Origin of the sequence: Aliivibrio fischeri (assembly GCF_009727955.1) — a bacterium.
In the GTDB taxonomy this organism is placed as follows: domain Bacteria; phylum Pseudomonadota; class Gammaproteobacteria; order Enterobacterales; family Vibrionaceae; genus Aliivibrio; species Aliivibrio fischeri_A.
In genome coordinates this window covers 66,080-79,480 of sequence record NZ_WOBR01000012.1, presented here as the reverse complement: position 1 = coordinate 79,480, position 13,401 = coordinate 66,080, and the positions used below count along the sequence as shown (strand labels likewise).

13 protein-coding genes are annotated in these 13,401 nt (G+C 38.4%); 1 reads left to right on the top strand and 12 read right to left on the bottom strand.

Going from position 1 to position 13,401, the window contains the following annotated elements:
- Positions 1–5: 5 nt before the first annotated feature.
- From dagF to GNP81_RS16805, 9 genes are all read right to left on the bottom strand, one after another.
- A complete protein-coding gene (gene dagF, locus GNP81_RS16845) occupies positions 6–746 on the bottom strand; it encodes a 2-dehydro-3-deoxy-phosphogluconate aldolase (protein WP_155675025.1) in 741 nt (246 codons plus the stop codon).
- Between the two features lie 12 nt (positions 747–758).
- Positions 759–1,862, bottom strand: a complete 1,104-nt coding sequence (locus GNP81_RS16840; RefSeq protein WP_155675024.1) for a DgaE family pyridoxal phosphate-dependent ammonia lyase — start codon at positions 1,860–1,862, stop codon at positions 759–761.
- Positions 1,846–2,982, bottom strand: a complete 1,137-nt coding sequence (locus GNP81_RS16835) for an amidohydrolase/deacetylase family metallohydrolase (RefSeq protein ID WP_155675023.1) — start codon at positions 2,980–2,982, stop codon at positions 1,846–1,848. Before GNP81_RS16835 ends, GNP81_RS16840 begins: the two co-directional genes overlap by 17 nt.
- A gap of 57 nt (positions 2,983–3,039) precedes the next feature.
- Positions 3,040–3,690: a DUF4310 family protein gene (locus GNP81_RS16830; protein WP_012534360.1), complete on the bottom strand. Its 651-nt coding sequence runs from the start codon at positions 3,688–3,690 to the stop codon at positions 3,040–3,042.
- Between the two features lie 18 nt (positions 3,691–3,708).
- Positions 3,709–4,485 carry a DUF4311 domain-containing protein gene (locus tag GNP81_RS16825; protein ID WP_005421478.1) on the bottom strand — a complete coding sequence of 259 codons (777 nt, stop codon included), beginning with the start codon at positions 4,483–4,485 and terminating at the stop codon, positions 3,709–3,711.
- A gap of 56 nt (positions 4,486–4,541) precedes the next feature.
- Positions 4,542–4,838, bottom strand: a complete 297-nt coding sequence (locus tag GNP81_RS16820) for a DUF4312 family protein (RefSeq protein WP_146864700.1) — start codon at positions 4,836–4,838, stop codon at positions 4,542–4,544.
- 6 nt (positions 4,839–4,844) lie between these two features.
- On the bottom strand, positions 4,845–5,207 hold the full coding sequence (locus GNP81_RS16815; protein ID WP_065639775.1) for a glycine-rich SFCGS family protein: 363 nt from the start codon (positions 5,205–5,207) through the stop codon (positions 4,845–4,847).
- Position 5,208: 1 nt separating this feature from the next.
- On the bottom strand, positions 5,209–5,556 hold the full coding sequence (locus GNP81_RS16810; protein WP_336495502.1) for a transcriptional regulator: 348 nt from the start codon (positions 5,554–5,556) through the stop codon (positions 5,209–5,211).
- Positions 5,557–5,885: 329 nt separating this feature from the next.
- The gene (locus GNP81_RS16805; protein WP_155675022.1) at positions 5,886–8,657 is read right to left on the bottom strand and encodes a hypothetical protein; all 2,772 of its coding nucleotides are present in this window, start codon (positions 8,655–8,657) and stop codon (positions 5,886–5,888) included.
- Positions 8,658–8,884: 227 nt separating this feature from the next.
- Here GNP81_RS16805 and GNP81_RS16800 point away from each other — a divergent pair, with 227 nt between their 5' ends.
- Entirely contained in the window at positions 8,885–9,748 is an 864-nt protein-coding gene (locus tag GNP81_RS16800; RefSeq protein WP_155675021.1) for a hypothetical protein, read from the top strand.
- Between the two features lie 69 nt (positions 9,749–9,817).
- On the opposite strand, the gene GNP81_RS16795 is transcribed toward GNP81_RS16800, so the two are convergent.
- From GNP81_RS16795 to GNP81_RS16785, 3 genes are read right to left on the bottom strand one after another with little or no spacing between them, the layout of a single operon-like run.
- A complete protein-coding gene (locus tag GNP81_RS16795) occupies positions 9,818–11,386 on the bottom strand; it encodes a hypothetical protein (RefSeq protein ID WP_155675020.1) in 1,569 nt (522 codons plus the stop codon).
- A gap of 6 nt (positions 11,387–11,392) precedes the next feature.
- Positions 11,393–11,959 carry an ECF-type sigma factor gene (locus GNP81_RS16790; RefSeq protein WP_054775880.1) on the bottom strand — a complete coding sequence of 189 codons (567 nt, stop codon included), beginning with the start codon at positions 11,957–11,959 and terminating at the stop codon, positions 11,393–11,395.
- 11 nt (positions 11,960–11,970) lie between these two features.
- The gene (locus GNP81_RS16785; protein WP_155675019.1) at positions 11,971–13,398 is read right to left on the bottom strand and encodes a chromosome partitioning protein ParA; all 1,428 of its coding nucleotides are present in this window, start codon (positions 13,396–13,398) and stop codon (positions 11,971–11,973) included.
- Positions 13,399–13,401 lie beyond the last annotated feature (3 nt).

Below are 13,401 nucleotides of genomic sequence, written 5' to 3'. Positions count from 1 at the left end.
CAAACTTAGTTAAGCAGTTTTTTTGTCATGTCTAACAGTGTTTTTACATCTTCAGGACGGGTGTTTCCTGTCGCTTTATCTATGATAGAACTGTAGATGTGAGGAATGATTTTGCTAACCCCTGCATCTAATGCGATTTGCATAATTTCTTCATAGTTTTCAAGGTCAATTCCTCCAGTTGGTTCTAACCAGAAATCTTGATCAGCACAGGCTTTTGCAACACAAGTAAATTCTTCACGTGTTTCTAAGCCGCCCATAGGGAAGTATTTTACAGAGCTGCCACCCATGTCTTTTAGCATGGCAATTGCTGTTTCTACTGGAACAATTGCGTCTTCAGAGCGAGAACTTAATGGGCCTGTTGATATTTTCACCATTCCTACGGTGCCAGTTGGTGAAATAAGACCATTCACGATACTTTTATCTTGCCCAGCTAAAGCTCGACTTGTTGCTACACCAGTAAATACTTGGTTAATGTGCTGTGGTTGTACGTGCTGTGAAATAAGCGAAACCATCATTGATTGATTTGGATCTCCAGCACCTAAGCCAACAGATACAGCATTGTTTGTTACTTCGCTGTATTTCTTCATATCTTCAACAGCAGTATCAACATTTGGGTAATTTTTAGATAAAACACCAACAAGAACATGACCTTCTGCTGCGTCATAAATATCAGCCGCATTATCAACAGAGCCTGCTAATACATTTAGGCATACGCGGTTTTTATAGAAGTTAGCTTTTAAACTCATGGAATATCTCTCTTAAAATAATGCGTTAATTTTTTTGAAAATAGTGTTTAATTGAGTGGTGTTAACACTGCGAACATCAATCTCAATAATGCCTTCATTAGCTTTGTAGCCACGGCAGTAAATTGCTGGATTACCGTTATTTAATTGCTTAACGATATTATTAGTTGTTGTACCTAGGGCTTCATGGTCAAAAGCAATTTCAGCTCTTGCAATATCACGTCCTGCGCTGTCCCATACTACTCGTGACGTTACGCCATGAATGGTGTTCATATCAGAGATGAATTTTTCCATCTTCGCTACCATTTCTTGGCCTGTTTCTTTTTCTACCGTTAAGTAATCAGTGATAGCGTGAGTTAAACCTAAGATACCTTCTTTGCCGACTTTCATTGCTCGGCCAATGCCTTGAGATTGTTTGCGAACCCAATCTACATATTGAGTTTTACCTACAACTAATCCGCTTGTCGGTCCTTCAATGGCTTTTGCACCACTGTAGATAACGAGATCAGCACCCATTGCAAAGTAGCCTTTTAAATCTTCTTCTGCTGCGGCATCAACAATTAATGGCAGGTCATGTTTTTGAGCTACTGTCACCGCTTGCTCTACGCTTAAAATACTTTTTTGAACACAGTGGTGAGACTTGATGTACAAAATCGCCGCTGTATTTTTAGTGATAGCAGCTTCAAGTTGTTCTGCTGAGCATTCATTTGCGTATCCCGCTTCTTTAATGGTTCCGCCACCGAGAGTTACCATAGTGCCAACAGGAGCTCCAAAATTAACGTTATGACCTTTTGGTAGTACAATTTCTGATGGAACATCGTGAGCATGTGCGTGTAGGTTCTCTAAACGGTATTGGCTGTCTTTAACAATCACTGCAGCTACAGACTGAGCGATGCCAGCAGAAGCACAAGACACAACAACCGCAGCATCAACATTTAGAAGGTTGGCAATGTATTCACCGGTTTTGATAACGAGATCTTTCATATCAAAATATTGCCCAAGTCCTTCTTTTACTGCATTTACAACGTCTTCATTTGGCGTTGAAACCCCTAATGCAGTCATGCGACCAGATGCATTAATTACTTCAGTTAGACCATACTTCTCATGAATTGAAGACATCAGTTTTCTCTCCGTGTTGTGTCGTAATGAGTTGGCCAGCAACAATGCTTGCCAAAGGTAAAAATGATTCGTTGCCTTGACGATTTCCTTGTTCAGAATCGACAAAAGTACATGGTTCATGATGGATATTAAAAATGGTTAGATCGGCATCTTTCCCCACTTCTAATTGACCCTTTGTGTCCATTTGCAGTGCATTTGCAGCATTTATCGTTACACAGTTAATTACTTGCTCAAGAGATAAACCAATGGTTAAAAACTTGGACATGATATGAGCTAGGCTACGCACAGGTCCTGCAATTCGGTTTTTACAGTAAATATCGGAACTTATCGTGTCAGGATAAATCCCTTTTTTAATCGCTTGTTCAGCAACATCAAAACTGAAACTCGCACCGCCATGACCAACATCCAAAATAACGCCACGTTTAATGGCTTTTTTCATCGATTCTTTTAACTCACCTTCAGAGGTTAAAGTGCGATTTGGTTTACCGTTATAGCAGTGTGTAATGATGTCGCCTTTTGTTAGTAAATCAGCAATATCATCTAAATTTGGTGGATTATTTCCAACGTGTACCATTAAAGGTAGGTGGTTATTTTGAGCTTGCATTTCTTTGGCTTTAACCAAAGGTTTTAATCCGTTTTCTTTTACAACACTGCCGCTCATTCGTGCTTTAATGCCAACCACAAAATCGGAATGTTTGTTGATGGTTTCTTTGGCGATATCCAAATCAATATCACTCATATCAGCAAGCTCATCTTGTCGTAATAAACCAATTCGAGAGATATTAAGAATGCTGTATACGTTAGTTGAGCTTTTTTGAGTTAGTTGATAAAAATCATCAATATCATCCGCACCGACACTGCCTGCATCGACAACAGTGGTTACACCGTGAGCGACACCAATTAAATCTGGCTCATCGTTATATATAGGGGAAGCGGAATAACAGTGAGTGTGAGAATCAATCCAACCAGCACTGATGTAATGAAGCCCTTTTAAATCAATTTCTTTTTCAGCATCTTCGATAATATTGGTATTAATTTTGGCAATTTTCCCTGCTTGAATAGCAATATCAACAAAATGACCGTTGACTAATTTTCCATTTTTAATGAGTAAGTCATACATAATTCTTACCTGTGTTATGTGGTGCTCTTCTTAATTGAAGAGCACTACTGAGATGGGTTAGCCGATGGCTACAGGGAATAATGAGCCGAAAACCATTGCACCTAAGATAGCACCACCAGTGATTGGTTTTTGCCATTGGTAAAATGCTAGAGCACCAATTAATGAACCAATACCAATTGGAATTGAAGCACCAATTGCAGATAGAACAATCAAAGGACCTAAGAAGCGGCCTGATGAATTACCAGCACCCATCATGACATCAGCACCATAGGTAGAGTTACTTTGGCCAACGGTATACTTACGAGCAATAATGATGATGTAACCAATTGCCACGCCTAAGAAGAAACCAACAATTAATGAGGCAACAAAGTTTTCTAGCGGGTAAACAATACCAGCGCCAAGAAGTAGAGCCGGAACACCCAGTCCAATACCGGTTTGAATTGCACCACCGATGTCCAAGATACCAACTAGCGAACCTTCAATGATTCGTGCGAATAAGAAACTCGCGCCAAAGGCAGCAACTGCACCATAAACACCGGTATCCATACCTGCTCGTAACATTGAAACGAAAGCAACTTCGTTAAATGCGCCGATGCCGTATAGGTAATACATGTGAGTACCAGCAAATACGCCTGAAGAAAGCAGACCTACGAAGAATGGAAAAGACCAATCTGCGTACCAAAAGTTATTCTTTAATTTGTCATCCATTTTAAAACTCCAGACTTACTATTTGCCGCTAATGCTTGTATGAACACTCTCTAACCATGTAGGGATAGTGAGTCGGAAAGATTCTAGAAGCTCAAGGTCAAATCCACGGAAGAAGGCACTTAGAACAAACAGTGCAATTACCGCAGTTAACATCGTTTTTGTTACACGGTTCCAGCCACCATCTTCAACACCTTTACCAATTAAGATACCTAGAACAAGACCTGGAACGGCGTTACCCATGATCATATGAGCAAGACCACCAAAGATAGTTGCCCAAAAACCTGAACGACGACCAGCATCAATAGCAGCAAGCCAGAAAATAACCGGCATCGCGATGTTTACAAGAAGGTTAGCTGCCGGAACAAGTACTTTAACGGCTGTGATTTGTAGGCTTTCTGGTACGGCTGATGCTGTTGTATTTAAGAAGGCAACGACGATCATGCCGATGATGCCACAAGCAATACCCATTTTTTTCGGGTCGTGCATAGTTGTTGCTACATCGCGGTTTTTAACCATGAGAGCAGCGGCACCCCAGTTAGGGATGATGCGGTGATCAACATCTTGAGTGAAAGCACCAGCAGCAACAGATGATGCCCATGCGTTAAAGAAGAAACCAAGACCAAAAGAGAAGTGAGATGCAGGGTCGCCTTCACAAGAGTTAAGTTCTCCAAGAGTACGGAATGCACCCATACCTTGAACTGTTGGAGCATGGAACATTCGAGCAGCACCGACACCTACGCCGACACCAACTAAAGCCCCAATAATGAGAGACTTTATTAATATTATTAAGAACATCTATATATACCTTCCGTTAGTATATTTAATTAAGGAGCAATTAAATAAATAGGTGTTTATATTGATTTGAAATCCAATTGGTCAATATTAATTATTGTGACATTAACAGTGACATCAATCGTGACTGAATAAGTTGTTTTATTTCTTGGTAAAAAGAAAAACATAAACTTTTCAATTCTTTCTTTTTTCTCTGCATTAATTAATTTCACATCAACAGGTTCAATACGTAAAATAACTTGTTCGTTATCTTTTAAAATTGTTTTTTGAATATTATTTAATGCAGAGCTGAAAGCTGATTGTTTTGTATTTCCATTACCACTGACCGTTACGGTTGTTGTAATAGATTCTTTCATAAATAATTAACTTCTGTATTTTTTAACGAAAGCTTCAACTAGTTTTTTACCTAGTTCCTCTTGATCCATAAAACCAAAACCAAGAACGTTGTACCCTTCATTAATTGCTGTAACGCCTTCTTCTACAGAGCGCATACCATATTTTGCTTTGTAGCCGTATTTATTTTGAGCTGTGATTGCGCCAGCACCGCCGCTACCACAAAAAGAGATACCAAAGTCAGCCTGCTCTTGGTTCATGATGTCACCAAGCTTCATATCTGCTGCCATGCCTGGGATTACTGTTACAGAACCACCTGCAGCCTCAACACCCATACCTACTTTTTGTCCTTTACCTAGACGGTCACCGATAACTACTTTTACATCAGCCATATTAAACTCCTAATTCTTCAGTTAATTCGTTTTCTTTTGCCACTTCAAAGTGAACAGATAATAAATATGTTTCTTCGTATGCTAATGTCGGAAACCATGTCACGACATCTTCAGCTAATTTGTGTGATGACTTAGATATTTCATCAAACATTTCAATTTCAACTTCTGGTAATGGCTCATTAGTATGAGAACGAATTACCATGGCTTTTAAATGAGAAAAAAGCATTTGTTTTTGAACACTGTCTGGAAATATATTCTCAGCTCGTAAAATAGATATTACTTTATTGAACGTTGAATCTACTTCTTCAGTGAATAACTCTTCATTAATTTCTAGAGTATTACTATTCACGTTTTTTATTTCCTCTAAATAATATTTTTAATACGTAACTTGATGATGAAATAATATAAGTGGAAAGAAAAAGTGAACAGAGAGAGTTTTTCCACTTTGAAGTGGAAATTGGAATACTTGAGGAGATATAGATCATACTTTTTATTTCATTTCCTTATTTATTATGAGGTTATGAATTTGCCCAGTGTGGAAATAAAAGTAGAAGTCGGAATTTGAGGTGTTTTTTTTGTGATGTGAGTGGGGTTTTAATTGGATGTTGGGAGGGAAGTGGAAATGGAAAATAAAAAAGCCCCGCGATTGCGGAGCTTGATTCGTTGTAATGGATTAGATTAGTCAGCGAGTAAAGGTAATTGGCTTACCACTTTTTCCATTGCTTCTTGAGAGTAAGAATACAGACCGAAATCTGGTGAAGATGTTCCGTAAGAATCTTCACTCCACTTAATACCAACATAGAAATCACCAAAGTTGTGGTTTACATAGCGGTAACGTGTTTTGTAATCCGATTGATCACCAGTTTCCTTAAGAATCAACATTTCATGCTCACCTGTTTCGTCGATTTCAAGTTCACCTGGAGTGTAGAAACCTTCTGGCATGATTGATGTGTATTCGTATGCTGCACTAGCGTATTCAAACTTACCTGCTGCGTAGTATAGTTTTGTACTTTCGTCAGCAAGGGTTTCACTTTCAACCGTCATATCAAATTCGATTTTACCATCAGCTACTTTATCGCTAACAGAAAGAGATTGTGCAAATGGTGCATCTGTCGAATCCATCCAAAACAGTTCATCACCATTGATTTTTAAGATGATTTGGTAATCACCATTCGCTGTTTTGTTTTGGTAAAGCATTTCATATACGTAGATTTCACCTGCGTCTGCATTATCGTACAACTTGCCATCTTTAAGTTGTACGTCCCAACAATCTCGTTGTGCATAATCTGCGTAGTTTGGTAACGTGTCTAGTCGAGCAAGTGTAGTGTATGCACTTTGATCCCAACGACTAATATTTGAAGCGTATTGTTGATCTGCTCCATCTTGAGAGCCCCAACAGAATTGCAGATTTTGACCATTGTTCAAAAGCATTGCATGGCCAATTTCGCCGTCACGATCTGCAAAGCTACCCATTTTCCACACTTTATTTGTGTTGAAATGTGTTTCAGTGAAACCTAGTTCAGGCTCTACTGGTGGTAGTGTTTCATCTGCAGGCTGAACATTTGGTAGATTCAGTAATACCATTTCTGATTCAATGTCATTGTCTTCGCCACCAGAGAAATTGATGCCTTGAGCTAGGTATAGAACAACCCCATTAGTTACTTGAGTTGGAGTACCTACTAATGTAACTAAACCACTTTGATCAACTGTTACGTTAACGCCATTAATTGGATTTGATGCTGGTGCGTTGTCGTGTTCTGCATAATTAGCATAATATTGAACGTCACCATTTACAGCTGAATCAAATAGTTCACTGATATTTAGTGTTTGGTTAAATGCAGTGCCAACTTTTAATTGCCATGTCGTTGTTTTTTCTTGTAATTCTGCTTTAACATTTGTATCGATGGCGATTTCACCTGCTTCAATCGCTGGTAATGTAAAGCTTGCAGGAGTAGAAGCAAGTCGAGTAGCAGGGTGACCGTCATCAGCAATAATAGTAAATGCTAATTCACCTAAATTCTTAGGTTGAGGTGTACCCGAAATGGTCATTTCACTAGTGTTTTTATTAAACTTAGAAGTTAGACCTGGTACAACAGAGTTGATGTTAGTTGTATAAGTTAAAGCATCACCCTCACGGTCACTGAATAAGCCATCAACAGAGAATGTTTGTGAAAATGCAGCACCTTGTTGCATTTTCCAAGAATCAACAAGAGTTTGGATGTTCGTTTGGGTGTCCGTATCTACAACTGGTGCTGAGTTTTGTAGCTCAACTTTAAATGAGAACGTTGTGCTTAGTGTATTTAATACTTCAGAGTTTGCTGTTGCTTTATCTTCGGCTTTTAACGTGATGGTGTAGATATCTTGAGTAGGTTGTAGGTTATTAGCTGATAATGTCAGTGTTTCACCTACTAAATTAGCTGTAATTTCACCTTCACCATTAATTTCAACTACTGCTTGTACGTTAGTTTGTGTATTGTCGTACTTGTCTTGGAATAGGTTTGCAGGAATAGTAATTGTGGTATCTAGAGATTGACCTTCAGTGATAGCTAATGCACTAATTTCTTTTTGAATGGCAATTTTAGCATCTTCGTTTACTAATAATTTGTAGTTCGAGACAACAGGAGCTGTTGGTGCTGAAGGGTTAATGACAGGCTTCTGATTTAATAAATCATCTGAACCCATTGTTTCATCAGTTACAATCTTTTCAGACTCTTCTTGAGCAACAGCAGCAATCTCTGCTGAATTTTGCTCATAAGCCACAGGGTTTTTTGCTTTTGATTCTGTCAGGATTTGTGCTGTTTTGTGTAGCTTAGCGCTTTCTAAATTTGTCTTTGAATCTTTTACGAAATCAGAGAATAGGTCAATAGGCTGTTCATCTGTACCGCCAAGGGCTGCTGTTACAGCTGCGATCGCGGCTTCTTCACTTACTGGATTTTCAGCCGTGCCTTTTGCCATTTCGATAGCAACAAGATCGGTTAGTGGAGAAATTACTGCTGTTTTATCTTCAGCAGAAACAGGTGCACGGAATACAACAGCATTTGCCATTGGTTGACCTTCATGATCCATATCTGTTGTGTATGTATTCATGAAGTCAGAGTAAGAATCAGCTGCAGGGCTTAGTGCTGCTAGCTTTGCCGCAAGCGCCTTGTCAGTATCGCCTGGTTTTAGCGTTTTAAGGGCAAGAGAACCTTGGAACTCTGTTCCTTTTGGTAGAGTGATTTTACCATCGGCTTTAGTTAGACCAAATACAGTATCAACATTAACATCTAAAACACCATCGTTGTTTACATCATCAAACACAACCGCATTCTTAAAGTAGCCATCAAAACCAGTAATAATGATACCGCCAGCTGAAGGTGTGCCAGTATTAGTATCTGAACCACCATCAGAGCCGCCACAACCTACTAACGCTAGTGCCACTGACGCTGCTAATAAACTTACCTTTTTCATTCTGTCTCAATCCTTTTTGATGAGGGTAGCCTTTCCCTCAATAAGTGTTTATTTATTTGTAAAACTCAAAAGTGCGACACTTTTACGCCGGTTCAAAAAACAAAACAAGACACGGAAAATAGGAAAAAAACCGTAAAATTTATTTTATTTTTTTATCAATAGTACTATTGGTTTTTTGGAATGAATCACTCATATTTCGCACCGAAAAATACATCTAGGGACGAAAAATGAAAAAAATATACTGGTTAGGTTTATTGCCGTGTTTTGCAATGGCGCATGAGGGAGATAAAAACTATGGGTATTCTTACTTTACGTTTGGTTTAGAGAACGTAACGTATCAAGAATATTATGGTGGAACGCAATCTAAAGTGACGATCACAAACCCTGTTTTGAACAGTGGTGGCTTGTATTACATTAACGATAAATTTGATTTTTCTATTGATGCCTTGGCTTCATTTTCTCCTCAAAGTGCGCAAGAAGATTGGAAGTATTATGGTCAATTAATGCAAACCAATAAGTTTGAATATTTAAAAACGGCGACCAACATTCAACTGCACTACAAACTTACTGATGAGTGGCGAGTTATCGGTGGTCCGGCACTTACTTATCAAACGTATACTCGCTACGGTATGAAAAACCATAATGGATTCACCAATAAAGCGTTTTATGGCACATGGGAAGAAACCTCGACCGATATTTTTGTTGATTTGGGTGTGGCTTACGATAATGGCTTACTGTTTAGTGATAAGAAATGGAAAGTGAGTGGACGCGCTGTATTAGGTGTACCCGTCTATAGCGTAACTCAAAATACTAAATTTGAAGATAATACATTTAATGACTTTGGGATGAGAGCATCAATCGAAGGGACCATTAGTTACGAAGTAATGAAAGGGCTACACCTTGGTTGGTATGCGATGCTAGGTTATGAAAAACGTTTTGAGACAGACAAGCAAGCGGTGCAGGTTGAAATGTGTGTCACCATGGTTGATGGGGTTTGTACAGAGCGTGAAATGAAGAGTGGTTATGCAACCTTACCAGAGGCAGATACTCATACATTCAGTACAGGTTTACAGGCACTTTGGAGTTTTTAGCCTATAGTAGGCCAAACAAAAAAAGAGTGACACATTTCGCTCTTTTTTTGTTTTATCACTATGATTTTTTTAACTTAAATTTGGTGCGTGATAGATTAGGTTAACTTTAAACTCTTCCACTAAATGAGCATATTCCGGTTTGGGTTTTAAAATGTAACTATAGATCCCACCATCAACAAACTCATCATAAGTTGAGTAATCTAAGTCAAGATACGCATAACGTTTACCATTATTTGGGTTAATTCTTTCTTCGCATTCTAATGGATCTATATAGTTAGGAGCTACGGAACTCGACGTTATACTTATACCACTTGCTCCTTGTCCGCCCATGGTTGAGCTTTGATAAAAAGCGACAACAAAATCACACGTCATATTATGCGTATCCGAATGAATATTGAGATCAGAATCTAGCTCGAACCAGTTTGGATTAACCAACCTAGAGTCCATCATATACATTCCCGCTGTGCCTTTAATGTAGTTTCCTTGTTTGTCTGTAGGGAAGAAATATTCAAATTTTTCCATTTGATAAGGGGTCTGCCCAGTAACGACATTTAAACGAGACTCCATTGCTCGTTTATTTTTTAATATTGTATAGGTTTCAAACTCTTTTCCATTATGAATCGTAGTAAGTAGGCTTTCACCTTTATTAAAACTAGATTCATAGGAATGCAGTATTTTCCAACGTTGCTCTGCATCAAAAGCAGAATAGCTGCTTGTTACAATGAGGTGTTTGTCATCAATAGCGTAGGTACCAATTTCGGATAATGATTCCTCGGTAGGGCAGGTTCTTTTATTGGTTGAAGTAGCATAATAAGCGAGGTTATTAATGAACTTAAATGCCTCACAATAAACAACTTCATAATCATAATTATGACCAGCAAAATGATTTGTTGTTTCTAATCTATAAAGGGTATGTCCAATTAATGGATGTTCAATGTTAGTGTTTGATTCTTCTGTCGAGGGTAAATCAAAGCTTACATGAGTCCATGCACTTTCTTCATTTCCATGATAGTCATCTTTTGCTGAAATAATGAATTGAATTGGTTTATCACTTTCGATAGGAGAACCTGCTAAGGTTAGCTCTCCTTTATTGATCAAAGAAAGTCCAGGATAAGAGAAGCGCACTCTCGTGGTGATAAAGTCATGCTCTTCATCATAAAAAAGGCCGTTGATATTAAATGAATAATTTACCGGTGTGGATTGGGTTAGATTCCATGCATACATCATGGTCTGTAACTGCTGCTGTATGTCATTATCCACTTTGGGTTTTTGGTTACCAACGCTTCCTGCTTTTTGAGTTGAGCTCAATTGTGGGAGGCTTTGTACCTTATCTGCGTTATATCCTAAATCACTTCCTTCACTCACTTTAGAGGAGGCTTTCTTGGTCTCTGTTTTTTGTGAATGCTCTGCATTTTTATCATTATCGCGATCCTTTTTAGATACGGTATTTAATGATACTTTTTCTTTATGAAAGCTAGATAAAAATGCCTCACGAGATGGCGTGTTTTGTATTGTTGGTAATGGAATTGGTTCTGCTATCACGGCGTGTTCTGATGGTGACGAAATAGCAGAGCGTAACCAGATACCACTTAAAGCAATAGTACTTATTGATAATAGAATGAGTGCTTTTTTTTTCATTAGTAATTACATCATACGAGTTTGAAGCCAACTGCGAGAGAATTTTAAATCTTTCTCTATCAGGCTTGAGCTGCATTCTAAAAGTTGGCAAATTTCATTGTTCTTCATACCCATAAGATATTTTAATTTTAGGGCATTGGATTGGCGGGGATAGCGAACACTAAAGTTATCAAGTGCTTTATCCATAATGATTAATTGTTCAAATTTATCATTATCATCTTGAATTGAGGTTAACGCCTGACGCTTTTGAGCTTGTTGCGAGCGAGCGTTATCAATCAAAATTTGACGCATTACTTTGGTTGCCATTAAAAAGAAATCGCGTTTGGTTTTTACATCACTTAGCTCTGAATTTGAAAGCTTAAGGTAAGCGTCGTGAATCAAAGCGGTTGTACTATTTACACTGTCAGCCAGAACATCATTATGTTGGCCGAATTTTTCAGCGTTACGTTTTCGCTCTTCTTGAGCGATATGTCTGAGTTGTAAATAAGCGAATTGATATAACTGGTTTTCAGCTTGTTTATTTCCTGCTTGCCAATCTTGAATAATGCGTGTCAGTTCTGTTGTCGTTTTCATGACTAATTCCGTTATATTTTGCTAAATTCAGAGACAGAAAATGTATCCATAGTTTCAATACCATTTGGTTGGCGTTGAAGTGTTTGTCGATAGCGATAGAGTACCCCTTGCTTCCAATCTCTACCGGCAGGTAAATACTCCCATGTTGTATGTTGAACCTGATTTCCATTGAGATACCAACGAACCAATAGGTTCATTTGCTCTAGTTGAGCACTGTTGTCTTTATTGTTTACCCACCACATATCGGCATAGTCTTTCGTCACATTTAATGTGTACTGTTCTTCATTTTTTGAGCAGGTTTTACCTGTTTTTGGGTGTTTAAGAACTTGATGATTCTTGACTAATAAACAGTGTTTTTCGATTTTTTGACCGTGGTATTGCGTTTGTTGCCATATACCTTCAAAAGGGATTTTTTCTTCTTTATCTATTGGATAAATAAAAGCAATTTGTTCACCTCTATTTTGATGGCGTACGTGTTCGTTAGGGCCTAATCCTTGAATCTTCTCCATCATTAATTCCGTTTCTGGATCAAAATTCATCGCAATGGTTCGGTATTTCCAGTCACCTTCGTCGTTATAATCGTCTAACGTAAAACCATTAAGATCATTACGAGTGCAACCTGTTGCTGCACATCCGATCATTCCACCAAAGCCTTCAAATTCAGAGATAGGGCTTTTGTCTGCAATCACAGGATGACTGGTATCTAATTCGCATCCATTAAAGTAATCACCAGCGCTTGGGTATTGGATAAGGTGAGTATCAGTCACTGTGTATTCCATATTGCCAAAAGAAGGGCGATATCTTGGGTGATGCTGATATTTAATGTCGTAAGCACACATTCGACCTTGCCAGTCTTTTTTCTTAATGATGATGTGTTTTAGATGTTTATTGACTGGCTCATAAATAATGTCATCGGAAGTGAAATTATCTTCGATGTATTGCTGGCTTAGATTTAAGTGCTCAACAGCTTCTTTTACTGAAACAAGATCAATATTTAGCTCTTTAGAAGAACTGTCTAATACATTGAGATCGATTTGCTTAAGTCGTTGTTGAAAATCCACGTTAGAAAGCATCTTACTTGCTAGAGTGATTTCATCTCGGTTGTTTGGTGAACTATCAAGAGAGAGCAATAACCGAGTTAAATTAATGCTTTTACTTGGTGTAGTGGTGGCTAACGTTGGGGTAACCACCTCTTGGCCCGATAATGTACTAATAAGATAACCATTTTCATCAGTACCTAAGAAAAAACGTACCACATCACCCGTTCGATACTCAAAAGCGCCTTTATTTGTTGTTCCTGACAGTTGTGAGCTTGTTTGGTAATAAAGACCGGTAACTGGCGAGTCGATGAAATATCCCGTTTTTATTTCTGCATGAGCAACAGAAGGAGTACCTAGAAATAGCATTAATAAAAGGGCTGAAAACGGTTTGTTTTTCATATT